At 74.0% G+C, this 25,771-nt stretch carries 21 protein-coding genes and 1 pseudogene; 16 read left to right on the top strand and 6 right to left on the bottom strand.

The genetic code is table 11. From position 1 onward, the window contains the following. Positions 1-34: 34 nt before the first annotated feature. Positions 35-1,081: an Rv2578c family radical SAM protein gene (locus tag E5082_RS31230; protein ID WP_135794584.1), complete on the bottom strand. Its 1,047-nt coding sequence runs from the start codon at positions 1,079-1,081 to the stop codon at positions 35-37. Between the two features lie 133 nt (positions 1,082-1,214). Between E5082_RS31230 and E5082_RS31225 the strand changes: the two genes are divergently transcribed. From E5082_RS31225 to E5082_RS31185, 9 genes are all read left to right on the top strand, one after another. Next, on the top strand, positions 1,215-1,658 hold the full coding sequence (locus tag E5082_RS31225; RefSeq protein WP_135794583.1) for an SRPBCC family protein: 444 nt from the start codon (positions 1,215-1,217) through the stop codon (positions 1,656-1,658). A gap of 155 nt (positions 1,659-1,813) precedes the next feature. After that, positions 1,814-4,219 carry an MFS transporter gene (locus E5082_RS31220; protein WP_135794582.1) on the top strand — a complete coding sequence of 802 codons (2,406 nt, stop codon included), beginning with the start codon at positions 1,814-1,816 and terminating at the stop codon, positions 4,217-4,219. Positions 4,220-4,363: 144 nt separating this feature from the next. Further along, positions 4,364-6,781 carry an ATP-binding SpoIIE family protein phosphatase gene (locus E5082_RS31215; protein ID WP_135794581.1) on the top strand — a complete coding sequence of 806 codons (2,418 nt, stop codon included), beginning with the start codon at positions 4,364-4,366 and terminating at the stop codon, positions 6,779-6,781. A 77-nt stretch (positions 6,782-6,858) separates the two neighbouring features. Further along, positions 6,859-7,578 carry a class I SAM-dependent methyltransferase gene (locus E5082_RS31210; RefSeq protein ID WP_135794580.1) on the top strand — a complete coding sequence of 240 codons (720 nt, stop codon included), beginning with the start codon at positions 6,859-6,861 and terminating at the stop codon, positions 7,576-7,578. 74 nt (positions 7,579-7,652) lie between these two features. Next, a complete protein-coding gene (locus tag E5082_RS31205) occupies positions 7,653-8,486 on the top strand; it encodes a M55 family metallopeptidase (RefSeq protein WP_135794579.1) in 834 nt (277 codons plus the stop codon). Further along, positions 8,479-9,783: a M20/M25/M40 family metallo-hydrolase gene (locus E5082_RS31200; protein WP_135794578.1), complete on the top strand. Its 1,305-nt coding sequence runs from the start codon at positions 8,479-8,481 to the stop codon at positions 9,781-9,783. The genes E5082_RS31205 and E5082_RS31200 overlap by 8 nt, the downstream gene beginning before the upstream one ends. A 4-nt stretch (positions 9,784-9,787) precedes the next feature. Further along, positions 9,788-11,752: a prolyl oligopeptidase family serine peptidase gene (locus E5082_RS31195; protein WP_135794577.1), complete on the top strand. Its 1,965-nt coding sequence runs from the start codon at positions 9,788-9,790 to the stop codon at positions 11,750-11,752. Next, positions 11,749-12,672, top strand: coding sequence for a S66 peptidase family protein (locus E5082_RS31190; RefSeq protein WP_135794576.1), 924 nt, complete (start codon positions 11,749-11,751; stop codon positions 12,670-12,672). Before E5082_RS31195 ends, E5082_RS31190 begins: the two co-directional genes overlap by 4 nt. A gap of 33 nt (positions 12,673-12,705) precedes the next feature. Continuing rightward, positions 12,706-13,251 (top strand): GNAT family N-acetyltransferase, encoded by a 546-nt coding sequence (locus tag E5082_RS31185; RefSeq protein ID WP_135794575.1) that lies wholly within the window; start codon positions 12,706-12,708, stop codon positions 13,249-13,251. Positions 13,252-13,259: 8 nt separating this feature from the next. On the opposite strand, the gene E5082_RS31180 is transcribed toward E5082_RS31185, so the two are convergent. After that, positions 13,260-13,610, bottom strand: a complete 351-nt coding sequence (locus E5082_RS31180; protein ID WP_135794574.1) for a VOC family protein — start codon at positions 13,608-13,610, stop codon at positions 13,260-13,262. Between the two features lie 258 nt (positions 13,611-13,868). Here E5082_RS31180 and E5082_RS31175 point away from each other — a divergent pair, with 258 nt between their 5' ends. Then, positions 13,869-15,713, top strand: a complete 1,845-nt coding sequence (locus E5082_RS31175) for a transketolase (RefSeq protein WP_135794573.1) — start codon at positions 13,869-13,871, stop codon at positions 15,711-15,713. A 51-nt stretch (positions 15,714-15,764) separates the two neighbouring features. Here E5082_RS31175 and E5082_RS31170 read toward each other — a convergent pair whose 3' ends face one another. Then, complete coding sequence (locus E5082_RS31170) at positions 15,765-16,586, bottom strand: class I SAM-dependent methyltransferase (RefSeq protein WP_135794572.1); 822 nt, start codon at positions 16,584-16,586, stop codon at positions 15,765-15,767. 66 nt (positions 16,587-16,652) lie between these two features. Continuing rightward, the gene (locus E5082_RS31165; RefSeq protein ID WP_135794571.1) at positions 16,653-18,149 is read right to left on the bottom strand and encodes a bifunctional phosphatase PAP2/diacylglycerol kinase family protein; all 1,497 of its coding nucleotides are present in this window, start codon (positions 18,147-18,149) and stop codon (positions 16,653-16,655) included. 102 nt (positions 18,150-18,251) lie between these two features. On the opposite strand from E5082_RS31165, the pseudogene E5082_RS31160 reads away from it, so the two are divergent. The 4 genes and pseudogenes from E5082_RS31160 (at position 18,252) to E5082_RS31145 (ending at position 21,755) form a co-directional block, all read left to right on the top strand. Then, a pseudogene (locus E5082_RS31160) lies at positions 18,252-18,537 on the top strand (DUF6158 family protein). 158 nt (positions 18,538-18,695) lie between these two features. Beyond that, entirely contained in the window at positions 18,696-19,175 is a 480-nt protein-coding gene (locus E5082_RS31155; RefSeq protein WP_135794569.1) for a hypothetical protein, read from the top strand. 169 nt (positions 19,176-19,344) lie between these two features. Continuing rightward, the gene (locus E5082_RS31150; RefSeq protein ID WP_135794568.1) at positions 19,345-20,601 is read left to right on the top strand and encodes an aminotransferase class I/II-fold pyridoxal phosphate-dependent enzyme; all 1,257 of its coding nucleotides are present in this window, start codon (positions 19,345-19,347) and stop codon (positions 20,599-20,601) included. After that, positions 20,598-21,755: an MBL fold metallo-hydrolase gene (locus E5082_RS31145; protein ID WP_135794567.1), complete on the top strand. Its 1,158-nt coding sequence runs from the start codon at positions 20,598-20,600 to the stop codon at positions 21,753-21,755. The genes E5082_RS31150 and E5082_RS31145 overlap by 4 nt, the downstream gene beginning before the upstream one ends. Here the strand turns inward: E5082_RS31145 and E5082_RS31140 are convergent. Next, positions 21,706-22,350, bottom strand: coding sequence for a DedA family protein (locus E5082_RS31140; protein ID WP_229918848.1), 645 nt, complete (start codon positions 22,348-22,350; stop codon positions 21,706-21,708). The two genes, E5082_RS31145 and E5082_RS31140, sit on opposite strands and share 50 nt — an antisense overlap. Continuing rightward, positions 22,347-23,120, bottom strand: coding sequence for an MBL fold metallo-hydrolase (locus tag E5082_RS31135; protein WP_135794566.1), 774 nt, complete (start codon positions 23,118-23,120; stop codon positions 22,347-22,349). Before E5082_RS31135 ends, E5082_RS31140 begins: the two co-directional genes overlap by 4 nt. An 83-nt stretch (positions 23,121-23,203) precedes the next feature. Between E5082_RS31135 and E5082_RS31130 the strand changes: the two genes are divergently transcribed. Next, positions 23,204-23,635: a hypothetical protein gene (locus tag E5082_RS31130; RefSeq protein WP_135794565.1), complete on the top strand. Its 432-nt coding sequence runs from the start codon at positions 23,204-23,206 to the stop codon at positions 23,633-23,635. An 81-nt stretch (positions 23,636-23,716) separates the two neighbouring features. After that, positions 23,717-25,771 carry a phage holin family protein gene (locus E5082_RS31125; RefSeq protein ID WP_135794564.1) on the top strand — a complete coding sequence of 685 codons (2,055 nt, stop codon included), beginning with the start codon at positions 23,717-23,719 and terminating at the stop codon, positions 25,769-25,771.

Here is a 25,771-nt window from a genome sequence, read left to right as displayed (position 1 = left end):
ACCCGAACGGGTCGCCGGATGCCCTCGAACGCCCTCACATGAGGGTGAGCTGCGTCGGCTCCGGCTCCGCCGGCCGCTCGTCGGGCCGGGCCGGGCGGATGCGCCGGGTGGCGCCCGCGCGGGTCGGCCCGATGCCGTACTCCCGTGCCAGCTCGTGCACCTGGCGGGTGACCCGGCGCTGGTACCAGGTGGGGGCGTAGGAGCCGCCCGCGTACAGCCGCTGGTAGCGGGCCACCAGGTGCGGATGGTGCTCGGCGAGCCAGCTCATGAACCATTCCCGCGCGCCGGGCCGCAGATGCAGCACCAGCGGCGTCACCGAGGTGGCCCCGGACTCCGCGATGGCGCGGACGGTGTCGCGCAGTTGGGCGGGCTGGTCGCTGAGGAAGGGGATCACCGGGGCCATCAGCACCGCGCAGCCGATGCCGTGCTCGCCCAGGGTGCGCACCACGTCCAGCCGCCGCTCGGGCGCCGGGGTGCCCGGCTCCACCGTGCGCCAGAGGGCCGGGTCGGTGAAGCCCACGGAGACCGAGATGCCGACGTCGGTGACCTCGGCCGCGCGCACCAGCCGGTCCAGGTCGCGCAGGATGAGGGTGCCCTTGGTGAGGATGGAGAACGGGTTGGCCCGCTCGGTGAGGGCGTCGATGATCCCCGGCATCAGCCTGTACCGGCCCTCCGCGCGCTGGTAGCAGTCCACATTGGTGCCCATCGCCACGTGCTCCCCGCCCCAGCGCGGCGAGGCCAGCTGGCGGCGCAGCACCTCGGGCGCGTTGACCTTGACCACGATCTGCGAGTCGAAGCCGAGCCCGGTGTCCAGGTCGAGATAGCTGTGCGTCTTGCGGGCGAAGCAGTACACACAGGCGTGCGAGCAGCCTCGATAGGGGTTCACCGTCCACTCGAACGGCATCCGGGACGCGCCCGGCACCCGGTTCAGGATCGACCGCGCCCGCACCTCGTGAAAGGTGATGCCTTTGAACTCGGGCGTGTCGAACGTACGGGTCACCACGGCGTCCGCGCCGAACAGCGCGCCGTCGGGGGTCCGGCCGTGACCACCGGACTCGTCGGTCAGGTTCTCCCAGCGCATGACGCCTCCTCGGTAGCTCGCTCCCCACAATAGAACATGTGTTCCCATGATCGGGTGGACCCGGATTTGGAGCCGGGGTCCCGGGGTGGTTGGCTGATCCGAAACGCTGGAAAACAGGTCGTGGAGGAGAGCGATGGCGCAGGTCGAGGCCACTACGGAACGAGTCGTCGCGGCGAACGCCGACAGGGTGTTCGACGCGCTGACCGACTACCGGACCACCCGCCCGAAGCTGCTCCCCGAGCACTTCAGCGAGTACGAGGTCCGCGAGGGCGGCGACGGCGCGGGCACCCTCGTGCACTGGAAGCTCCAGGCCACCAGCAAGCGCGTACGCGACTGCCTGATGGAGGTCGACGAGCCGACCCCCGGCGAGCTGGTCGAGAAGGACCGGAACTCCACCATGGTCACCATCTGGCGCGTCACCCCCGCCGACGAGGGCCGCTCCCGTGTCGTGGTCACCACCACCTGGAAGGGCGCCGGCGGCATCGGCGGCTTCTTCGAGCGCACCTTCGCCCCCAAGGGCCTGGGCCGCATCTACGACTCGGTGCTCGACAGGCTCGCCGCCCAGGTCGAGGGCTGACACCTCCAAACACCGGCCGGTGCGGGGGGCGTTGCTTCCCTCACCGGTTCGAGTGATCTCCGCCGAGACCGGATTCATGCCGTAACTCGCCGTATGTGTTCGCAGTTGTCGCGTAACGCGGGATGTGCGACAGGTGTGAGCGAGGGGAGCGGTACGTGGGCGGAACGACGCTGGTGTGCGAGGAGCCGGTCACCGAGGCGGTGCCGGCTCCGGACGGACACCTGGACCCACCACCCGTCCCGGCACCCGAACTCGGCGCGCGCCAGGTCCGGTTGGTCTTCGTCGGGCTGATGCTCGCGCTGCTGCTGGCCGCGCTGGACCAGATGATCGTGGCCACCGCGCTGCCGAAGATCGTCGGCGAGCTGCACGGCCTGGACAAGATGTCCTGGGCGATCACCGCCTACCTGCTCACCTCCACCATCGGCCTGCCGCTCTACGGCAAGCTCGGTGATCTCTTCGGCCGCAAGGGCGTCTTCCAGTTCGCCATCCTGGTCTTCGTGATCGGCTCCGCCCTCGCCGGGCGCGCGCAGAGCATGGACCAGATGATCGCCTTCCGCGCGGTGCAGGGCATCGGCGCGGGCGGCCTGATGATCGGTGTGCAGGCGATCATCGCGGACATCGTGCCGCCCCGGCAGCGCGGCCGCTACATGGGCCTGATCGGCGCCGCCTTCGGCCTCGCCTCCGTCGCCGGACCGCTGCTCGGCGGCTACTTCACCGACCACCTCTCCTGGCGCTGGTGCTTCTACATCAACGTCCCCTTCGGCCTGGTCACCCTCGCCGTGGTCGCCGCCGTGCTGAAGCTGCCCCGGCCGAACAAGCGCGCCCGGCTCGACGTGCCCGGCGCGCTGCTGCTCGCCATCGCCTCGACCTGCCTGGTGCTGCTGACCAGTTGGGGCGGGACCGAATACGCCTGGGACTCCAGGGAGATCATCGGCCTCGGCGCGGGCGCCCTCGCCGCCGTGATCCTGTTCGTCGTGGCGGAGCGTTTCGCCGCCGAACCCCTCATCCCGCTCCGGCTGTTCCGGGACTCGGTCTTCAACATCGCCGGCCTGGTCGGACTGGTCATCGGCGTCGCCCTGTTCGGCGCGGCCAGCTATCTGCCGACCTTCCTCCAGATGGTCGACGGGGCCAGCGCCACCGAGTCCGGGCTGCTGATGCTGCCCATGATGGCGGGCATCGTCGGCGCCTCCATCGTGGGCGGCCAGCTCATCAGCCGCACCGGCCGCTACAAGGTCTACCCGGTGGCCGGTGCCGCCCTCGCCGCCCTCGGCATGTGGCTGCTGTCCCGGCTGGAGGCCGACACCCCCCGGCTGTCCTACAGCGTCTGGATGGCCGTCCTCGGCACCGGCATCGGCCTGGTCATGCCCGTCCTGGTGCTCGCCGTGCAGAACTCCGTCCGCCCCGCCGACCTCGGCACCGCCACCAGCGCCAACAACTACTTCCGGCAGATCGGCGGCAGCGTCGGCGCCGCCGTCTTCGGCACCCTCTTCGCCGACCGGCTCACCGACGCCCTGCGCGAGGACCTCCCGGCGGACGCCTCGGCCGCGCTGCCCGACCCCGAGGCGATCACCCCGCAGCTCGTGCACGCGCTCCCCCCGGCGCTGCGGGACGCCTACATCCACGCCTACGCCGACGCCATGCCCCGGATCTTCCTTTACCTGGTGCCGGTGCTCGTCCTCGGCCTGATCATCGCCTTCTTCCTCAAGGAGAAACCCCTGGTGTCCCAGCACGCCCCCATCGCCACCGACCCGGACACCGTGCCGGGCATCCCCGTACCGCCCCAGGCCCGCGCGCCGCACACCGCCGGGATCGCGGTCTGCGGAACCGTCCAGCACCCGGACGGCACTGTCGTGCCCCGCGCCGCGCTCACCCTCATCGACGTCGGCGGGGTGCAGATCGGCCGGGGCGCCAGCGGCGACGACGGCCGCTACGCACTGGCCACCCCCGGTGCCGGTTCCTACGTGCTCATCGCGGCGGCGGGCGGCCACCAGCCGCAGGCCGTCTCCGTCACCGTGGGCGAACGCCCCGTCGAGCTGGACGTGGTCCTCGGCGGCGCCGGACGCCTCGCGGGCGCCGTGCTCACCGCCGACGGCAGCCCCGTGCGCGACGCCACCGTCACGCTCACCAACGTGCACGGCGAGGTGGTCGCCGCCACCCGCAGCGGCCGCGAGGGCGGGTACGTCATCGGCGAGCTGGTCGCGGGGGAGTACACCCTCGCCGCCAGCGCGCCCGCCTTCCGCCCGGCCGCCCTACCGGTCACCGTCCAAGCGTCCCGCGAGACGCGGCAGGACGTCGAACTCGCGGGCGGGGCCGTGCTGAAGGGCACCGTCCGGGCCGGGGGAGGGCGCGCCGTGGAGGACGCGCGGGTGACCCTGCTCGACGCGGCCGGGAACGTGGTCGACACCCTCACCACGGGCGCCGACGGCACCTTCCGCTTCGTCGACCTCTCCTCCGGCGAGTACACCGTCATCGCCGCCGGCTACCCGCCGGTCGCCACGGTCCTGCAGGTCGCGGGCGGCGGCCGCACCGAGCGTGACCTGCAACTGGGGCACGAGGACTGAGGGTTACGGGCCCTCTCGAACCAGCGGGGATCTCCGGAACGGAATTCGCGGTTTGCCACACATGGCGACGTGACTCCCCCGTACCGTAGTGGCGGGCGGCATTGATCGTTCGCGTACAGCCGTGGGGGAGAGAGGGCCTGGGCCATGGACCGTGGCAGCGAGCGGGACGCGTCTCCCGGCCGCGGTGCGGAGAACACCGCGGCGGGCCGGATTCCGCTGGCCGTGGTGATCGTCGACCGCGCGGGTCTGGTGTCCCACTGGAGCAGCGGGGCCGGGCGGATGTTCGGCCCCGGCCGGGAGACGGCCGTCGGACAGCCCGTCGCGGACCTGCTGCCCGTCTCCGGGGCCCTGCCGGACGACCTCCGGGACGACACGCCGGACGACGGGGCCGGCCCCGACCTGGAGACCTCCCTGGGCGCCCACACCGGCTACCCCACCGCGGGGCGCGCCCGGCTCACCCCGCCCGGACGCGGGGACGACGAGCGGATCGACGTGCTGTGGTGGGCCTACCCGCTGGTCGGGCCGGGCCCCTCCCGGCTGCTGGTGCTCGCCGCCGACGCCACCCGGCTGCGCGAGGCACGCGGCCACCTGGACGAGAGCACCGAACGCATCGCCCCCGGCTTCGCCCGCCACACCGAACTGCCCACCGCCGGCGACCTGGAGCGCAGGCTCCCCGAGATCCTGCCCAACATGGGCCCCGGACTCAGCGCCCGCATCGTCTCCCAGATCCTCGAACTCGGCTATCCGGTCCTGGAGTTCAGCCAGTACGAGCGGGTCCCGGTCACCCCGTACTGGGGTGTGCCCCGGCGCCCCGGCCGCTTCGACAGCGTTGTCCCGCGCCCCCGCAGCGAGCCCTTGATCCCGGCCGACGCCCTGGCCGACCTGGAGTACGCGGCCGTACGGGAGCGGCTGGAGTTCCTCAACGAGGTCAGCTCCGCCATCGGCACCTCCCTCGACCTGGGGGAGACGATCCGCGAGGTCACCAGCGCGGCCGTGCCCCGGTTCGCGGACTTCGCCGGCACCCATCTGCGTTCGGCCGTCCTCGCGGGCGAGGGCTTCCCCGACGGGCCGCCCGACGCCAGCACGCTGATGCACCGGGTCTGGGTCGAGCACAACGACGAACCCGGCCGCTGGGACGACACCGTGCCGGTCGGCGAGGCGTTCGCCTTTCCCGAGCACACGCCGTTCTACCAGTGCATGGTCACCGGCGAACCAGTCCTCATCCCGAGGATCAGCGACGAACTGGGCAACCGGATCTCCGGCGAGTTCGAGAAGCGGGACCTCAGGCCGCTCATCAACGGCCGCTCCCTGCTGATCGTCCCGCTGAAAGCCCGCAACGTGGTCCTCGGCTTCATGGTGCTGCTGCGCCGCCCCGACCGGCTGCCCTTCGACGGCATGGACCGCACCACCGGCGCCGAACTCGCCGCCCGCGCCGGGCTGGTGCTCGACAACGCGCGCATGTACACGTACCAGGAGAACGTCGCCGAGACCCTCCAGGACAGCATGCTGCCGCAGGTCAGCCCGCGCATGGCCGGGTGTGACGTGGCGACCCGCTATCTGCCCGGCACGCTGCTCGGCCGGATCGGCGGTGACTGGTTCGACACGGTGAAACTCCCCGGCTCGCGTACCGCGCTGGTCGTCGGGGACGTGATGGGCCATGGGCTCAACTCGGCCGCGATGATGGGCCAGCTGCGCACCGCCGTCCAGACCATGGCCGCACTGGAGACCCCGCCCGCCCAACTGCTGCGCAACCTGGACGACCTGGCCCGCAGGCTGGGTGAGAACTATCTCGCCACCTGTCTCTACGCCGTCTACGACCCGATCCGCGGCGAGCTGCAGATCGCCAACGCCGGGCACATCCCGCCCGTGCTGGTCCGGGCGGCGGACGGCGGCAGCGAACTGCTCGAACTGCCCACCGGCGCGCCCATCGGCGTCGGCGGGGTGCCCTTCGAGGCCACCACGGTAAGGGTGGCGCCCGGCGACCGGCTGGTGCTGTGCACGGACGGCCTGGTCGAGGTGCGCGGCTCCGACATCGGGGAGGGGCTGGCCGCGCTCTGCGAGTCCGCCGCGCACCCGGCCGCCTCGATGGACACCGCCTGCGACACCATCATCCGCGCCCTCAACACCCGTGGCGGCCGCAAGGACGACGTGGCCCTGCTGATGGCCCGGCTCAACGGCATCCCCGACGACCACGTGGCCCACTGGCACCTGGAGTCCGACCCGCGCGAGGTCTCCCGCGCCCGGCACCTGGTCCGCGAGCGCCTGCTCGAGTGGGGGCTGCCGCATGCGGTGGACACCGCGCTGCTACTGGTCAGCGAGGTCGTCACCAACGCGGTACGGCACGGTGGGGGAGGCCCGGTCGGGCTGCGCGTGGTGCGCGCCGGGGACCTGCTGTTCGAGGTCACGGACGAGGAACCGGAGCTGCCGGACATGCGCACCGCCGGACCGGACGACGAGGCGGGCCGGGGCCTCGGCGTGGTCAGCCGGCTGGCGAAGGAGTGGGGCGCGACGACGAGGGGGCACCGCAAGACGGTGTGGTTCGAGCAGGCGCTGACTCCGTAAAAGGGGCCCTTGGACCCCTTGTCCGGGGGCAGTCGGCGCGATATCCCGATCATGGCACCGACCCTGGGGAGATCGCAGTGAATGTTTCCGACGACTACCGCTCCAACTGGGAGAGTTACTGGCGGGAGACCTCCGACGAGCGAGGGGACGCGATCTGGGACTCCGACCCGTCGCTGACCGCCGAGCCGCACAGCGATCTCCTGCTGCCCCACGCCGAGGCCGGCCGCGTCATCGTGGACCTCGGCTGCGGCAACGGCACCCAGACCCGCTTCCTCGCCACCCGGTTCGCCCGCGCGGTCGGCGTCGACCTCTCGGACGCGGCGATCGACCACGCCCGCCGTGCCACGGCCGGGGCCGCCGCCGAGTTCGAGCAGCTCGACCTGACCGACACCGACGCCGTGCGCGACCTGCACGACCGGCTCGGGGACAGCAACGTCTACATGCGCGCCGTCATCCACCAGAGCGAGCCCGCGGCCCGGCCCCTGGTCGCCGCCGCCGTGGCCGAGCTGCTCGGGGAGGCGGGCCGGGCCTTCGTGGTGGAACTGACCTCCGGCTCCCGTGACGTCCTGCGGCGGGCGGCCTCCGGTCCCGCCGGGCCCCCGCCGAAGCTCCGCCGCGTCTTCCACCACGACCTCAAGCCCGCGGACGCCGGGGACGAGGAGATACCCCGTCTGCTGACCGAGGCCGGCCTGAAGATCATGGCCACCGGGGAGACGGTCCTGCCGCAGACCGAGCACTTTCCGGACGGCACCCGTATCGACCTGCCGGCCAGGTGGTTCGTGCTGGCGCGCGAGTGAGAACGGCCCGTGCCGGGCGGCGGCCGGAGACCAGGTCGTAGCCGCCGCCGGTCCGGGCGCGTAACCTGCGCGGCATGAAGATCCTCATCAGTGCCGACATGGAAGGCGCCACCGGGGTCACCTGGCCCGCCGACGTGCTGCCGGGGACGCCGCAGTGGGAGCGCTGCCGGGGGATGTTCACCTCCGATGTGAACGCCGCCGCCCAGGGCTTCTTCGACGGCGGCGCCGACCAGGTGCTCGTCAACGAGGCGCACTGGACCATGCGCAACCTCCTGCTGGAGAAGCTGGACGAGCGGGTCGAGATGCTGACCGGGCGGCACAAGTCGCTGTCCATGGTGGAGGGCGTCCAGCACGGCGACGTCGACGGCATCGCGTTCATCGGCTACCACGCCGGCGCCGGCATGGAGGGCGTCCTCGCCCACACCTACCTCGCCAACCAGATCACCGGAGTCTGGCTGAACGACGTACGCGCCAGCGAGGGCCTGCTCAACGCGCACGTCGTCGCGGAGTACGGGGTGCCGGTGGTACTGGTCACCGGGGACGACCTGGCCTGCGAGGACGCGCTCGGCTACGCGCCGGAGGCGCTGAAGGTCGCGGTCAAGGACCATGTGTCGCGGTACGCGGCCGTCTGCCGCACCCCGGCCCGCACCGCCGCCGACATCCGCGCGGCGGCCACGGAGGCGGCGCGGCTCGCGGTGCGTGAAGCGCCCTTGGACCAGGGGCCGTTCACGGTCGCCGTCGAGTTCGACGCCGAGCATCTGGCGATGGCCGTCACCGTCGTGCCGGGGGTGGTGCGGACCGGGGAGCGGAAGGTGGCGTACACCAACGGCACGATGTACGAGGCAATTCGCACGTTCAAGGCGGTCACCACGATCGCCTCGGCCGCCGTGGAGGAGCAGTATGGCTGACCAGCGCGCGCTGGACGAGGTGGTCGAGTTCACCTCCGAGCTGATCCGGATCGACACCACCAACCGGGGCGGCGGCGACTGCCGGGAGCGGCCGGCCGCCGAGTACGCGGCCGAACGCCTGGCCGGTGCCGGTCTTGAACCGCTGCTGCTGGAGCGGACACCGGGGCGCGGCAATGTCGTCGCCCGCGTCGCGGGCACCGACCCGTCCGCCGACGCGCTGCTGGTCCACGGCCATCTGGACGTGGTGCCCGCCGAGCCCGCCGACTGGAGCGTGCACCCCTTCTCCGGCGAGGTCCGCGACGGCGTGGTCTGGGGGCGCGGCGCCGTCGACATGAAGAACATGGACGCGATGATCCTGGCGGTGCTGCGCGGCTGGGCCCGGCAGGGCGTCCGGCCGCGCCGGGACCTCGTCATCGCGTTCACCGCCGACGAGGAGGCCAGCGCGGAGGACGGCTCCGGCTTCCTCGCCGACCGGCACCCCGAGCTGTTCGAGGGCTGTACGGAGGCCATCGGGGAGTCGGGGGCCTTCACCTTCCACGACGGCACCGGGCGCGAGATCTATCCCGTAGCGGCGGGGGAGCGGGGCACCGGCTGGGTGCGGCTCAGCGCGGGCGGCCGGGCCGGACACGGCTCCAAGGTGAACCGGGAGAACGCGGTGACCCGGCTCGCCGCCGCCGTCACCCGGATCGGCGAGCACCAGTGGCCGCTGCGCATCACCCCGACCGTGCGGGCCGCGCTCACCGAGCTGGCGGACCTGTATGGAGTGGAGGCCGACTTCCACGACATGGAGCTGCTGCTGGACAAGCTCGGCCCAGCCGCCAAGCTGGTCGAGGCGACCGTCCGCAACAGCGCCAACCCGACGATGCTGGACGCCGGTTACAAGGTCAACGTCATCCCCGGCGAGGCCCACGCGCACATCGACGGACGCTTCGTGCCGGGCGGTGAGGAGGAGTTCGAGTCCACCCTGGACCGGCTCACCGGACCGGACGTCGACTGGGAGTACGTGCACCGCGAGGTCGCCCTCCAGGCCCCGGTGGACGCACCGCTGTTCGGCAGGATGCGGTCCGCCGTGGAGGAGTTCGCGCCCGGCGCGCACGTCGTCCCGTACTGCATGTCCGGCGGCACCGACGCCAAGCAGTTCTCCCGGCTTGGAATCACCGGCTACGGGTTCGCCCCGCTGCGGCTGCCCGAGGGCTTCGACTACCAGGCGTTGTTCCACGGCGTGGACGAGCGGGTGCCCGTGGAGGCGCTCCGGTTCGGTGTCCGCGTCCTCGACCGCTTCCTGCGGACGGCCTGACGACATGGGGGAAGAGATGCCGGCCCAGCCGTACGGTTCCTGGCCGTCGCCGATCGACGCGGTGCTCGCCGCCGCGCACGACGGACATCCCGAGTGGGTGGGGTTCGTCGGGGACGAGATCTGGTGGACCGAGCCCCGGCCCGCCGAGGGCGGCCGTCGCGCCCTGGTGCGCCGCACGGCGGCCGGTGCCGAGGAGCCGGTGCTGCCGCCGCCGTGGAACGTGCGCAACCGCGTCCACGAGTACGGCGGACGCCCCTGGACCGCCGCCCCCGGCCCCGATCGCCCCCTGGTCGTCTTCACCCACTTCGCCGACCAGCGGCTCTACCGCTACGAACCCGGAGGCGAGCCGGTCCCGCTGACCCCGCTCTCCCCGGTGGGTGGCGGACTGCGCTGGGCCGAACCGGAGCTGGACCCGGGGCGCGACGAAGTCCGCTGCGTGCTGGAGGAGTTCACCGGCGAGGGCAGCGGTGACGTACGGCGGGTACTGGCCGCCGTACCGCTGGACGGCTCGGCCGCCGAGGACCAGTCGGCCGTACGCGAACTCACCGACGACCGGCACCGGTTCGTCACCGGCGCCCGCCTGTCCCCGGACGGACGCCGGGCCGCCTGGCTCGCCTGGGACCACCCGCGCATGCCGTGGGACGGCACCGAGCTGCTCGTCGCGGAGATCGGCGACGACGGCCGGTTCCGGGACGTGCGCACGGTCGCCGGGGGCGACGCGGAGTCGATCGCCCAGGTGGAGTGGGCGCCGGACGGGCGGTTGCTGTACGCGAGCGACCGGAGCGGCTGGTGGAACCTCTACCGGGACGGCGTACCGCTGTGCCCGCGCCAGGAGGAGTTCGCCGGCCCGCTGTGGAAGCCCGGCCAGCGCTGGTTCACCCCCCTGGCCGACGGGCTGCTCGCGGTGCTGCACGGCCGCGGGGCCGCCGTGCTCGGGATACTCGACCCGGAGACCGGTGAGATCGCCGACGCGGCCGGTCCCTGGACCGAATTCGACTCCTCCCTCGGCGCCCACGGCAGCCGGGTCGCGGCCATCGGCGCGAGTCCGCGCACCGGGTACGAGGTGATCGAGCTGGACACCGGCACCGGCCGCGCGCGCACCGTCGGCGCCCGGCACCGGGACCCCGTCGACCCCGTGTACTACCCCGAGCCGGAGGTCCGCACCTTCACCGGACCCGGCGGTCGCGAGGTGCACGCGCACGTCTATCCGCCCCGGCACCCTGCGGTCACCGGACCCGACGACGAGTTGCCGCCCTATGTGATCTGGGCGCACGGCGGTCCGACCAGCCGGGTCCCGCTCGTGCTGGACCTCGCCATCGCCGCCTTCACCTCACGTGGCATCGGCGTCGCCGAGGTCAACTACGGCGGCTCCACCGGGTACGGACGTGAGTACCGCGAGCGGTTGCGGCACCAGTGGGGTGTGGTCGACGTGGAGGACTGCGCGACGGTGGCCCTCGCGCTGGCCGAGGAGGGTACGGCCGACCGGGACCGGCTGGCGATCCGGGGCGGCAGTGCGGGCGGCTGGACCACGGCGGCCTCGCTGACCGGCACCGACGTCTACGCCTGCGGCACGATCAGCTACCCGATCCTGGACCTCACCACCTGGGGCCCCGGCCGCACCCACGACTTCGAGTCGCGCTACCTGGAGTCCCTCGTCGGCCCCTTCGCCGAGGTGCCCGACCGCTACGCCGAGCGCTCGCCCGCCAACCGCGCCGACCGGCTCACCGCCCCCTTCCTGCTCCTCCAGGGGCTGGACGACGTGATCTGCGCGCCCGAGCAGTGCGAGCACTTCCTCGACCGCATCGCGGGCCGGGGCGTCCCGCACGCCTACCTGGCCTTCGCCGGAGAGGGCCACGGCTTCCGCCGCGCCGACACCATGGTCCGCGCGATGGAGGCCGAACTGTCCCTGTACGCCCAGGTGTTCGGCTTCGACCTGCCCGGCGTCCCGAAACTGGAGCTCGGCACGTGAAGCAACTGAAGCGCCCCAGCCGTCTCGCCCCCGGCGCCCGAGTGGCCGTGGTCGCGCCCAGCGGGCCGGTGCCCGAGGACCGGCTGCGCGCGGGCCTCGACGTGCTGCGCGGCTGGGGCCTCGACCCGGTCGCCGCACCCCATGTGCTGGACCGGCACGGCCAGTTCGCCTACCTCGCGGGCGCCGACGCCGACCGGGCCGAGGACCTCCAGCGGGCCTGGTGCGACCCTGGAGTCGACGCGGTGCTCTGCGCGCGCGGAGGTTACGGCGCCCAGCGGATGGCCGATCTGCTCGACTGGGAGGCGATGCGCGCGGCCGGCCCCAAGGTGTTCGTCGGCTTCAGCGACATCACCGCCCTGCACGAGGCGTTCGCCACCCGTCTGGGCCTGGTCACCCTGCACGGCCCGATGGCCGCCGGGATCGACTTCATCGGCAGCGAACGCGCCCGCGAGCACCTCCACGCGACCCTCTTCACCCCGGAGAAGGTCCAGCGGATCACCACCGACGGCAAGCCCCTCGCCCCCGGCCGTGCCCGGGGCACCACCCTCGGCGGCTGCCTCTCCCTCCTCGCGGCGGAACTCGGCACCCCGCACGCGCGTCCCTCCGCCCGTGGCGGCCTGCTCTGCCTGGAGGACGTCGGCGAGGAGACCTACCGCCTGGACCGGTACCTCACCCAGCTCCTCCGCGCCGGCTGGCTGGACGAGGTCCGCGGCATCCTCCTCGGCTCCTGGCAGGACTGCGACCCGTACGACGCCCTCCGCCCGATGCTCGCCGACCGGCTGGCCCCGCTCGGCATCCCGGTCCTGGAGGGGGCGGGGTTCGGCCACTGCCCGGACGCCCTGACGATCCCCTTCGGAATGGCGGCCGAACTCGACGCGGACGCGGGCACATTGACCCTGGAGGAGCCCGCCCTGCGGTGACTTCCGGCCAGTGGCCCGGCGTACCCTGGCCCCATGCCCCACACCGCGCCCCACTACCTCGCCCAGGGCCCCCGGGTGGCCGTCCGCCGGTTCCGGATGGAGGACGGGGGTGAGTTCACGGCGCGCGCCAGAGAGAGCAAGGATCTGCACCGGCCGTGGCTGGTGGTGCCCGACAGCGACGAGGCGTACGCCGCCTACGCCGGGCGGCTGCTCGGGGACGAGGGGCGCGCCGGGTTCCTGGTGTGCGAGAGGGACAGCGGGGACATCGCCGGGTTCATCAACATCAACAACATCGTCCGGGGCGGCTTCCAGTGCGGGGCGCTCGGGTACGGGGCGTTCGCGCACGCGGCCGGGCGGGGGCTGATGCGGGAGGGTCTCGAGCTGGTGATCGGGTACGCCTTCGGGCCGCTCGGGCTGCACCGGCTGGAGATCAACGTGCAGCCCGGCAACACCGCGTCCATCGCGCTCGCGCGCGGCGCCGGGTTCCGGCTGGAGGGGTTCTCGCCCGCCATGATCCAGATCGACGGCGAGTGGCGCGACCACGAGCGCTGGGCGCTCACCGCGGAGATGCGGGGCTGACTCCCCGCTCAGGCCCCCGACTGGTCGGCGTACTCGAAGACCGTGCCGTCCGGGTGCATCACCAGCAGGTTCCGGCCCACCGGTGTCGGCACCGGGCCGGCGATGATCTGCGCGCCCAGGTCCGCGAGCAGCCGGTGCGCCTCCTCGACGTCCTTCACGGCGATCGTCGCCGTCACCTTGCGCAGCACCTCCAGCTCCGCCTCCGGCCCGCTCATCAGCAGGAACGACCCGATCGCGGCGACCTTCACCCCGCCGCGCTCGAAGCGCAGGGCCGTACCGCCCGCCAGCCGCTCGTAGAAGGGGACCGCGGTCTCGAGGTCGTCGACGCAGATGCGCAGTGTGGCGCCAAGAATCTCCATGCCCAGGAGCCTAGTTGGGGCGGCCGGGTGCGTGCAGGCCGTCGCCGCGCATCGGGGGTGTGCGCGGCGGCCGGGTGACGTGGAGGTGGTTTGGGTGCCGTGACCCCGGTTACGCGGAAGACCTCGGACGAACCGCACCACCGGGGCGCCCGCGGCCGGTCACACACCGTGACGGGTCGGGGCTCGTCGGGGGCCGGGCGGCCCGCCCGGTTTGCCGAGGACCGTCCGAGTCGCCTCGGACCCGCGGAAAGGAGACCCATGAACAACGACGAACTCGCCGAACTCGGGCAGCAGTTGCGGGTGGACAGCGTCCGCGCCGCAGACGCCGCGGCATCCGGACACCCCACCTCCTCGATGTCCGCTGCCGACCTGATGGCCGTGCTGCTCGCCAACCATCTGCGCTACGACTTCGAACGCCCCGACCACCCCGCCAACGACCGCTTCATCCTCTCCAAGGGGCACGCGTCCCCGCTGATGTACGCGGTCTTCAAGGCGGCCGGCGCCATCGACGACGCCGAACTGCTCACCTTCCGCAAGCTCGGCAGCCGTCTGGAGGGCCACCCGACCCCGCGCAGGCTGCCCTGGGTGGAGACGGCCACCGGCTCCCTCGGCCAGGGCCTCCCGGTCGGCGTCGGCATCGCGCTCGCGGGCAAGCGGCTGGAGCACTCCGACTACCGCGTCTGGGTGGTGTGCGGCGACAGCGAGATGGCCGAGGGCTCGATCTGGGAGGCCGCCGAGGCAGCCGCGTACGACAAGCTGGACAACCTCACCGTCATCGTGGACGTCAACCGGCTCGGCCAGCGCGGCCAGACCCGGCACGGCCACGACCTGGACGCCTACGCCCGCCGCTTCCAGGCTTTCGGCTGGCACACCGTCGAGATCGACGGCCATGACGTCGCCGCCATCGACCGCGCCTACAGCGAGGCCGAGTCCACCAAGGACCGCCCCACCGCGATCATCGCCCGCACCCTCAAGGGCAAGGGCGTCGCCGCCGTGGAGGACAAGGAGGGCAAGCACGGCAAGCCGCTGTCCGACGCCAAGCAGGCCATCGAGGAGCTGGGCGGCCCCCGTGACATCCGCGTCCACGTCAGCGAGCCGCCCGCCGCGACCCCCGAGAAGCCCGCCCACGAGCCGCTGAGCCTGCCCCGCTTCGACAAGGGCGAGGAGGTCGCCACGCGCGACGCCTTCGGCAAGGCGCTCGCCGCACTGGGCAGCGCCCGCGGTGACGTCGTCGCCCTGGACGGCGAGGTCGGCGACTCCACCCGCACCGGCGTCTTCGCCGAGCAACACCCCGAACGCTTCTTCGAGTCCTTCATCGCCGAGCAGCAGATGGTCGCCTCGGCGGTCGGCATGTCGGCACGCGGCTGGCTGCCGTACGCGTCCACCTTCGCCGCCTTCTTCAGCCGCGCCTACGATTTCGTGCGCATGGCCTCCATCAGCGACGCCTCGATCAACCTGGTCGGCTCGCACGCGGGCGTGGCCATCGGTCAGGACGGCCCCTCGCAGATGGGCGTGGAGGACCTGGCGATGTTCCGGTCCGTGTACGGCTCCACCGTGCTCTACCCCTGCGACGCCAACCAGACCGCCCGCCTGGTCGCGTCCATGGCAGACCTGGACGGCATCCGCTACCTGCGCACCTCGCGCGGCGAGAGCCCGGTCATCTACGACGCCGACGAGGAGTTCCCCATCGGCGGCAGCAAGGTGCTGCGCTCCAGCGAGGAGGACCGGCTGACCGTCGTCGCGGCCGGGGTCACCGTGCAGGAGGCACTGACGGCCGCCGACAAGCTCGCGGAGGAGGGCATCAAGGTCCGGGTCATCGACCTGTACTCGGTCAAGCCCGTCGACGTGGAGACGCTGCGCCGGGCCGCCGACGACACCGGCTGCCTGGTGACGGTCGAGGACCACCACGAGGAGGGCGGCATCGGCGACGCGGTCGTGGAAGCCTTCACCGACGGGCGTCCCGTGCCGCGCCTGGTCCGCCTAGCGGTCCGGACGATGCCGGGTTCCGCCGCGCCCGACGAGCAGTTGCACGCGGCCGGCATCGACGCCGCCAACATCGCGGCCACCGCGCGGCTGCTGGTGGGCGAGGCCGTGGTGAGCTAGACAGGGTCTTCGCTGTGGCGGGCGTCGCTCCGGCGGCGCCCGCCGTGGTGTTCAGGCCGGCTTGCGGCACAGGATCTCGCCGTGCAGGACGGCGAACCAGCCGTCCTCCCGCCGCCCCCACTCCCGCCACGCCCCGGACACCGCGCGCAGCTTCCCGGGCGTGGCGTGGCCGCCCTGGACCGCGCGGTCGGCGTAGGCGGAGGCGAGCGTACGGTCCGCCCACAGGCCGCTCCACCAGGCGCGTTCCTCCGGGGTGGCGTACGTCCAGGTGCCCGAAGTCGCCGTGATGTCGCTCAGCCCCGCCGCCAGCGCCCAGCTCCGCAGCCGCCGGCCGGCGTCCGGTTCGCCGCCGTTGGCCCGCGCGACGCGCCGGTACAGGTCCAGCCAGTCGTCCAGGCCGGGCACGGCCGGGTACCAGGTCATCGCCGCGTAGTCCGCGTCGCGCACCGCGATCAGCCCGCCGGGCCGGGTCACCCGGACCATCTCGCGCAGCGCGCCCACCGGGTCGCCCACGTGCTGGAGCACCTGATGGGCGTGGACCACGTCGAAGGTGCCGTCGGGGTGGCCGAGGGCGTGTACGTCGCCCACCTCGAAGTCCACGTTGGCCAGACCCCGCCCCTCTGCGGTGGCGCGGGCCTGCTCCAGGACGCCGGGGGCGCGGTCGGTGCCGGTCACCCGGCCGTCGGGGACCAGCGCGGCGAGGTCGGCGGTGATGGTGCCGGGGCCGCAGCCGATGTCGAGGACGCGCATGTCCGGTTCGAGCGAACCGAGCAGGTAAGCGGCCGAGTTGGCGGCCGTGCGCCAGGTGTGCGAACGCAGCACCGACTCGTGGTGCCCGTGGGTGTAGACGGCGGTCTCGCGTGGCTCCGGCATGACCTCACGGTACGCCCGCCACCCGGATGCTGAGACCGCCCTTCCGCGATATGGACTGACGAACCGTCAGGCGCGGTGCGGACGTGGGCTGTACGCCGTGAGGATCTCCGGCAGCTTCTCCACCGTCACCGTGCCGGACACCGAGGTGACCTCGCCGTCGTACGCCAGCGGGGTGCCCGGCGCGAGGCCCGACAGGCGAAGCCGGCCGAGCTGGACCGCCGCGTGGCCCTGGGACCGGCTGAGCGGGCCCGCCACGGCGGCCGCCAGCAGACGCAGCGTCGGCCAGCCGTTGCCGTGCACCACCCGTACGTCCAGCGGGCCGTCCGACAGCTCCGTACGGCGCCCGGCGCCCAGGCCGCTGCGGCGGTAGACGCCGTTGCCGACGAACAGCATCCACAGCGGGTGCCGCGTGCCGGCCGCCTCGACCACCAGCGGATGCCGGTCCCTGCGCAGCACCTTCACCGCGCCCAGCACCCCGGCCGCCCAGCCGCCGATCCGGGGCGACCAGTGCTCGCGCTCGCGCACCAGCTCCGGGTAGACGCCCAGGCTCAGGGTGTTCAGGAAGACGCTGGACCGGTCGTCGGCGGTGAACTTGCCGACGTCCACCTGGACCGCCTCCCCGGCGCGGACGGCGGCGGCCAGTCCGGCGGCGTCCTCCACCCCGAGGTCGTACGCGAAGTGGTTCAGGGTGCCGCCGGGCAGCACCGCCAGCGGCAGATCGTGCAGCAGGGCGACCTCCGCGCCCGCGTTCACCGTGCCGTCGCCGCCGCACACCCCGAGGACCCGTGCCCGCGCCGCCGCCTTGGCCAGCTCGGCCCGGACCTCCTCCGGCTCACACTCCACGATCTCCGCCAGCGGCAGCGCGTCGTGCAGCGCCCGCACCCGGTCCGCGGTGCCCGAGGCGCGGTTGGCGACCATCACCAGGCCCTCGCCGTCCGGCAGCGCCGGGGCGTCCGCGCGCGGCCGGGCCACCGGGCGGGCGGCCGCCCGCGTCGGCACCAGCTTGCGCACCACGAACGCGGCCCCGACCCCGAGCGCCGCACCGGCCAGCACGTCGCTCGGGAAGTGCGCACCGGTGTACACCCGCGACGTCGCCACCGCGAACGCCACCGGCGCCACCGCCGCGCCCCACGCCGGGGACTCCAGCGCGACCCCGGCCGCGAAGGCGGCGGCCGACGCGGAGTGGCCGGAGGGGAAGGAGGTGGTGATGGGCTGCCGCTTGAGCCGCCGGGACAGCGGCACCGGGTCCAGCACCGGCCGGGTGCGGCGCACCGACCGCTTGCCGAGGGTGTTGACGGTCAGCGAGGCCAGGCTCAGCGAGGCGAGCCCCCGTACGGCGGCCCGGCGCGCCCTCGGAGTGCGGGTGGCGGCGATCGCGCCGGCCGTCGCGAACCACAGCACGCCGTGGTTGGCGCTGCGGCTCAGGCGGGGCAGCAGCTTCTGGGCGCCGGGCCAGTTCCGCCGGGCGGCCACCTCGAAGAGCCGGGCGTCGGCCGCGAGGAGCCGGCGCAGGACGGTGCGGCCGGTGGCCGGCACAGCGGTGAGGTCGACATCTGCGCTCATGTTCGACCCCTTACCCCGAAGCGCGCCTTTCTTGTGCCGCCGCCGGGGTACGCGCGCGGAGGCCGGGGGAGCGGGATCTTCGTACAGTGGACCTCAGGACCAGTGGACCTCGGGACCGCGGAACACGACGAGCGGGGGCACCACCATGACCGGAGTCGACCCCAGCCGACTGGACGACCAGCAGCTCATGAAAGAGCTGGAGAACATCCACCGCACACGCCACGACACCCTCCTGTACGGCTCGAACGACGCCCTGCGCGCCCACAACGAACGCATGGCCCAGCTGGAGGGCGAGTACCTGCGCCGCAATCCGCGCCGCCTGGTGAGCGCGAGCCGCACCCGCGAGGGCGCCCGCGAACGGGGCTGCGTGGAGCCGGGGGACGCGTGAGATCCGGGGTGGCCGCGAGGGCCGGTGTCACCCGTTGGGTGTCGTCCGTGTCCCGCGAATGGGGTCCGGCGGCGGGCGGGGTGGCGCCAAGGGGGCTCTGATGGCAGCGAGGGCACGGAACGCGTGCCCCGACCGCCGTACCGCGAGGAGCCCGCCCCATGCGCCGCACCGTACGCGCCCTGTCCACCGCCGCCGCCCTGGCCGGCGCCACGCTCGTCATGGCCGGGCCCGCGTCCGCCGAGTCGGGCGCACCCTGCGAGGACCCCGCCGCCTACGCGCCCAGGTCGCCCGGCAAGTCCTACGACGCTCCGCTGCCCGGAGCGCCGTACCTGAGCGCGGCGCCCACCGCCCCGGAGCGCAGCGGCGGGGCGAAGGACTGCGCGGATGCCCCGGCCGGGAAGACGGGCGGGGGCGGAGACGCATCGGCCTGGGACGACGGCGGGGAGAAAGGCCAGGACTGGGGCTCCGCTCCCGCGAAGGACGACCCGCCCACCGTGGAGCACGGTGTGCAGGCCGGGGCCGGCGGCACCTTCTCCGACTCGGTGCCCGCCCTCGCCGCGGGCGGTGCGCTGATCGCCGCCGCGGCCGCGGGAGCCGGGTACCGGCTGTACGGCCGCAGGCGCCCGGCCGGGCGCTGAGAAGCGGGCACCGGAGGCCGCTGTGACCGGGACGACCCCGGACACGAGCCATGCCGGGCCGTTCGGCGGGTACACACCTTCCCGAGGGCACCATCAGCAGGCACCCTGCGCACCCGCCACAGGGCACCGGACACAGGGGATTCGGCACACGGACCGTGCGGAGGCGGAGATGCGGCGGAGGGAACCCGAGGGCCACGGCCCGGTCCGCTACGGCCCCCCGTTCCCCGCCGACGGCCTGCCCGTCCTCCCGGAACTCGCCGACCGGCTCGGCGCCGCCGAACACCACGGCGCGGCCCAGCCCGCCGGCGGCGACCCGGCCCTGCTGGAGGCCGCCTGCGGCTACTGGACCCGGCGCTCACTGCCCTGCACCCCCCACCACGTGACCCTCGCCCCCGGCGCGCCCCCCCTGCTGCTGGCGCTGACCGCCGCGGTCGCCGGGGACCATGGCGACATCCTGGCCCCCCGCCCGCGCGCCCCCTGGTGGGCGCCCGTCGCCCGGCTGCTCGGCAGACGCCTCTTCCCGGTGCCGACCCCGGCCGACAGCGGCGGGATACCCGACCCGTACGCGCTGCTGGAGACCGTCCGCCGGGTCCGCGCGGAGGGCGGCGACCCCCGGCTGCTGGTGCTGTCCGTCGCGGACGACCCCACCGCCGCCGTCGCCCTGCCCGAGCTGCTGCACGAGACCGTGGAGGCGGCCGCCGCCGAGGGGCTGCACCTGATCAGCGACGAGACCTGGCGGGACACCCTGCACGCCCCGCACGACACCGTCCTGGTCAGCCCGGCGGGGATACTGCCCGACCACGTCACCGTCGTCGCCGACCTCGCCGGATCGCTGCTCCCGGCCGGCTGGCCCGCCGCCGTCGCCCGCTTCCCCGACAGCGCCGCCGGGGAGGACAACCACGCCCGCGCGCTGGACGTCCTCACCGCGCTCGGCGCCCGCCTGGCCGCCCCGGTCGCGGCCGCCGCCCAGTACGCGCTGGACGAGCCCGAGCCGGTCACCGCCCGCCGCCAGGCCGCCGTGGCCCTGCACGCCCGGCTGGCCGCCGCCGCGCACCGCACGGTCCTCGCGGGCGGCGCGCTCGCCCCGCCCCCACAGGCGGGCCGCTACCTCTACGCCGACCTCGGCCCCCTGCGCGAGCCCCTCGCCGCGCGGGGCGTGCGGGACGCGCAGGAACTGGAGGACTTCCTCACCGCCCGGCTCGGCATGCCCGCGCCCGGCGGCCACCGCTTCGGCGACGACCTCGGCGCCCTGCGCGTACGGCTGTCCACCGCGCCGCTGCTGGGCGGCACCGACGAGGAGCGGGAGGCCGCGCTCGCCTCGCCCGACCCGACGGAACTGCCGTACACGCGGGACGCGTTGCTCACCCTGCGGTCGGTCCTCGACGAACTCCGTGACGAAGCCGTGCGATGGGAGCCTTCTCGATGACGCAGCAGACGCATGAGTCCGGGTCCACCGTCACGACGGCCACCACACCGGTGCCGGACGCTCCCGACCCCGTGGACGCGGTGCCCCCGGTGCCTGAGGACATCGTCCGTGCCCCGCTCGCGCCCGCGTCGCCGCCGCTGGCCGAACCCCGCCCGCTGGGCGAGCACCGGGTGTGGCCGCGCACCTTCCACGACCGGCTCACCGCGCCGCTGCCCGGCTGGCGGGCCATGGCGCGCTTCGCCCGCGAAGGGGCCGTACGCCCCGACCCCGAGGGGCTCGTCGACATTCCCCGACTCCCGTACGAGCCCGGCCCGTTGCCCCGTGTCGGAGCCGACGCCCTCGCCGTCACCTGGGCGGGGCACGCCAGTTGGGTGGTGCGGATCGGCGGGCTGACCGTGCTCACCGACCCGGTGTGGTCGCGCCGCATCCTCGGCACCCCGGCCCGCGTCACCCCGGTCGGCGTCCCCTGGGACAGCCTGCCGCCCGTGGACGCGGTCGTGATCAGCCACAACCACTACGACCATCTGGACGCCCCCACCCTGAGCCGACTGCCGCGTGACACACCGGTGTTCGCACCCGCCGGGCTCGGACGCTGGTTCCGGCGGCGGCGGTTCACCCGCGTCACCGAACTCGACTGGTGGGAGGGCGCCCAACTCTCCGGTGTGCGCTTCGACTTCGTGCCCGCGCACCACTGGTCCAAGCGCACGCTGACCGACACCTGTCACAGTCTGTGGGGTGGCTGGGTGATGACCACGCAGGACGGGCAGCGCCTCTACTTCGCGGGGGACACCGGTTACGGCCACTGGTTCGGGCGGATAGGCCGCCGCTACCCCGGCATCGACCTCGCCCTGATGCCCATCGGCGCCTACGACCCGCGCTGGTGGCTCAGCGATGTCCACTGCGACCCGGAGGAGGCCGTACGGGCCACCCTCGATCTGGGCGCCCGCCGGATGGCGCCGATGCACTGGGGGACGTTCGTGCTCTCGGCCGAGCCCGTCATGGAGCCCCTCACCCGCGTCCGCGCGGCCTGGGAGCGGGCGGGCCTGGCCCGGACCGACCTGTGGGACCTCCCCGTGGGCGCCTCCCGCGTCCTGGAGACCTCCCCTACCGCTCCTCGCCCCGCACCCGGCGCACCAGCCCCGGAGCCGCGCTGACCAGCACGGTCAGCACCACCACCGCCAGCACCCCCTCCCACGGCCGGGCGAACAGCGAACCCCCGAGCACCCCGATGACCTGGTACGTCAGCGCCCACGCCAGGCACGCGGGCAGGTTGCCCCGCGAGAAGCGCCGCAGCGGCCACTCCGCCAGCAGGCACGCCAGCATCACCGGAATCCGGCCGGCGGGTATCAGCCGGGACAGCACCAGCACCGACACCCCGTGCCCGGCCAGCTTCTCCCGCGCCTGGTTCAGCCGCTCCTCCGGCGCCCGCGACCGCAGCGCCTCCAGCCAGCGCGACCCGCTCTGCGAGCCCAGACCGCGCCGCCCCAGCCAGTAGAGCGCCGCGTCCCCCAGGAAGGCCGCCAGCGACGCCGTCACGAACACCAGCGCCAGCGAGAACGGCGCCGTCCGGTGCAGCGCCACCACCGTCGCCGAGCTGACCAGCGCCCCCGTCGGCACCACGGGTATCAGCGCCCCGACCAGCACCAGCAGGAACAGCGACGGATAGCCGAGCGCCTGACTCGTCGACTCCAGCGGCGCACCCGTCGTCGCGGCGGCGGCCAGCACCGCCGCGCCCCCCGCGCCTCTCACCGGCCGACCTCCAGCCGTACGCCCTCCCCGTGCCCCAGCCGGTGCACGGTCACCTTCGGCGCCGCCTCGGCCGCCAGACGCACGAACTCCTCGCCCGGCGCGTGGAATTCGTGCGGGCGCACCGCGTCCATCCCGATCGGCCAGTACGTGCCGTAGTGCACCGGCACCGCCCAGCCCGGCGCCAGCCGGGCCAGCGCCCGCGCCGCCCGGCCCGCGTCCAGATGCCCCTCACCGAGGTACGGCCCCCAGCCACCCACCGGCAGCAGCGCCACGTCCACCGGGCCGACCTCCTCGGCCATCGCGTCGAACAGCGCGGTGTCCCCGGCGAAGTAGGTGCGCGCCTCGCCCTCCACGACATAGCCCAGCGCGGGAGCGCGGTGCGGGCCGAACGGCAGCCGCCGTCCGTCGTGCAGCGCGGGCACCACCCGCACCCGCAGCTCCCCGAGCCGCACCTCGTCGCCCGGCACCACCTCGGTGAGGTCGAGCCCCCGCAGCCGGCGCAGTCCGGGCACCGCACGCGGCGCGCCCCGCGGCACCAGCACCCGCGTGCCCGGCGCCAACTGCGCCAGCGAGGGCAGGTGCAGATGGTCGGCGTGCAGATGCGAGACGAGCACGGCATCCGCGCGGCGGGCGCCGGCGGGCGGCGGCGCGCCCCGGCGGCGGCGCAGATGCGCCAGCCGGGAGGCGAACAGGGGATCGGTGAGCACCCGGGTGTCCGAGTCCTCGATCGTGCAGGTGGCGTGACCCCACCAGGTGACCTCCACCGGCACTACCCTCACCTCCGCGCGCGACTCCCCCGAAGCCTACGGGCAGCGGTAGGGTCGGCGGCGAAACCCGGAGGTGAGGGGATGCCATGGGACCGTTACGGGGTGCCTCGGCCGCGCTTGCGACGGTACGGATCACCGCCATCGCCAGCCTGACCCCGCTGGAGGAGCTGGAGGCCGACCCCTTCCTGGTCGACTCCCGCAGCCAGCACGCCATGTGCGCCCGCTGGGCCGCCGAGCAGGGCCTCGTGGTCACCCGCGAACTCCTCGTCGGCGGCCTGCGTTTCGACCACGGCGCCCTGTGGGACGGCGTACGCCCCGGCGTGGACGTCTTCGTCGCCCCCAGCAGGCGGGTGCTGGAACGCGCGCTGTCCTCGGTGGACGAGTTCACCGCCGAGTGCGCCCGCCGCGGGGTCCGCGTGGAGACCGTGGGCAGCGCCGAACCCGCGTACGACGCCCGGATGAAGGCGCGCGTGCACCGGCGGCTCTCCATGCCGACGGCCGGGTACGACGGCAAATAAGCCGTCCCGGCGTCTCCGGCCGGTATGACAAGGTGGGGGACAGGCCCCACGGGGCGGGCCGGAACGTGAGGTGCGCGGGGCGTGGGGTGGCGGCGGGTTGCCGGTCAGATCGGCCGGAGCGTCACGGTGTGGGCGGTGTCCACGCTCACGATGCTCCTGCTCGCCGGGCTCCTCCCCGACTTCCGGCTCCAGTCGCCCGACGGTGACAGCGCCACCCGTATCGCCGTCACGGCCGCCTGTGGCGCGGGGGCGTTCGGCCTGCTGTCGGCGCTCGTCTGGCCGGTGCTGGTGCGGATGCTGCTGCTGGTGCCCGCGCTCTTCCTCGGCCTGCTGGTCTTCTTCCTCAACGGCTCCCTGCTGCTGCTCGCCCTGCGCCTCAACCCGTCCGGGCGGGGCGAGGTGGCGCCCGAGACCGCCGTCATCGTGGCCGCCGTGATGTCCGCCGTCGCCTCGGCGACCGGCGGCGCGCTCGCCGTACGCGACGACGACGCCTACCGGCGCCGGCTGCTGCGGCTGGCCGACCGGCGCCGAAGGGCCACGCTGCCCTGCGCGAGCACCCCCGGCCTGGTCTGCGTCCAGCTCGACGGCGTCGGCCACGACGTGCTCACCGCAGCCGTCCGCGACGGCCTGATGCCCACCGTCGCCCGCTGGCTCGCCACCGACGGCGTCATACCGCCCACCCACCGGCTCACCGCCTGGCGCACCGACTGGTCCAGCCAGACCGGCGCCAGCCAGCTCGGCATCCTGCACGGCAGCACCTACGACGTGCCCGCCTTCCGCTGGTACGAGAAGGACCGGGGCGAGGTCATGGTCTGCAACCGGCCCACCTCCGCCGCCGAGTTGCAGCGCCGCGCGACGGCCCGCACCGGCGAAGCGGGACTCCTCGCCGTCGACGGCGCCAGCCGGGGCAACCTGTTCAGCGGCGGCGCCGGGGAACAGGCCCTCGTCCTGTCCATCGCCGCCCGCCGCCGGGGGCGGGAGAACCGTTCCCGCGCCGGGTACTTCGCCTACTTCTCCGACCCGGCCAACGCGGTGCGCACCGCGCTGTCCTTCTTCGCCGAGATCGGCCGCGAGATCGGGCAGTCCACCCGCGCCCGGTTCGCCGGAGCGCACCCGCGCGTCGGCCGGGGCGGCCTGTACCCGTTCGTCCGCGCCTTCGCCACCGTCGTCGAACGGGACGTGGTCGTCGCCGCCGTGATGGGCGACCTGCTCGCCGGCCGCACCGCCGTCTACGCCGACCTCGTCGCCTACGACGAGGTCGCCCACCACTCGGGACCCGACAGCCGCGACGCCCGCCAGGTCCTCAAGCGCCTCGACCGTTCCCTCGCGCTGATCGAGAAGGCCGCCGAGCACGCCCCGCGCCCCTACCGCCTGGTCGTCCTCTCCGACCACGGCCAGAGCCCCGGCGAAACCTTCCGCTCCCGCTACGGCCTCACCCTCACCGACCTCGTCCGGGCCGGCAGCGGACTGCCCGTGCCGCGTGGCGCCGGGCGCACCCCGAGCGGCGCCGAGGCCCGCGCCGCCGTACGTGCCGCCCTGGGCCGGGGCGACTCGGAGAGCGGGCCCGCCCCGCGCTCCGAGCCCGTCGTGCTCGCCTCCGGCAACCTCGGCCTGGTCTCCTTCCCGGACGTCCCGCACCGGATGACCAAGGAGGAGATAGACGCCCGCCACCCGGCGCTGCTCCCCACCCTCGCCAACCACCCCGGCATCGGCTTCCTGCTGGTCCGCAGCGCCGAGCACGACGGCGTGGTCCTCGGCCCCTGCGGCACCGAGATACCGCTGGCCGAGCTGGACGAGCGGCCGGGGCCGCTGGCCCGCTTCGGCCCCGGCGCCATCGACGCCGTACGCCGCACGCACGCGTTCCCGCACACCGCCGACATCATGGTCAACTCCTGGCACGACCCGGCCACCGGGCAGATCCACGCCTTCGAGGAGCAGATCGGCTCCCACGGCGGCCTCGGGGGCGCCCAGTCCCGCCCGTTCCTGCTCTCCCCGCTCACCCTGTCCGTGCCCGAGGAGCACGGCGGGGCAGTGACCGGCGCCGAACGCGTGCACGGCGTACTGCGCCGCTGGCTCGGCGAGTTGAACGGCCCAGAGGTGCCGCTCGACGCCGACCCCGAGCGCCGGGCGGCCTGA

Origin of the sequence: Streptomyces griseoluteus (assembly GCF_004784465.1) — a bacterium.
GTDB lineage: Bacteria > Actinomycetota > Actinomycetes > Streptomycetales > Streptomycetaceae > Streptomyces > Streptomyces griseoluteus.
This window is presented reverse-complemented; position numbering and strand designations above follow the sequence as displayed.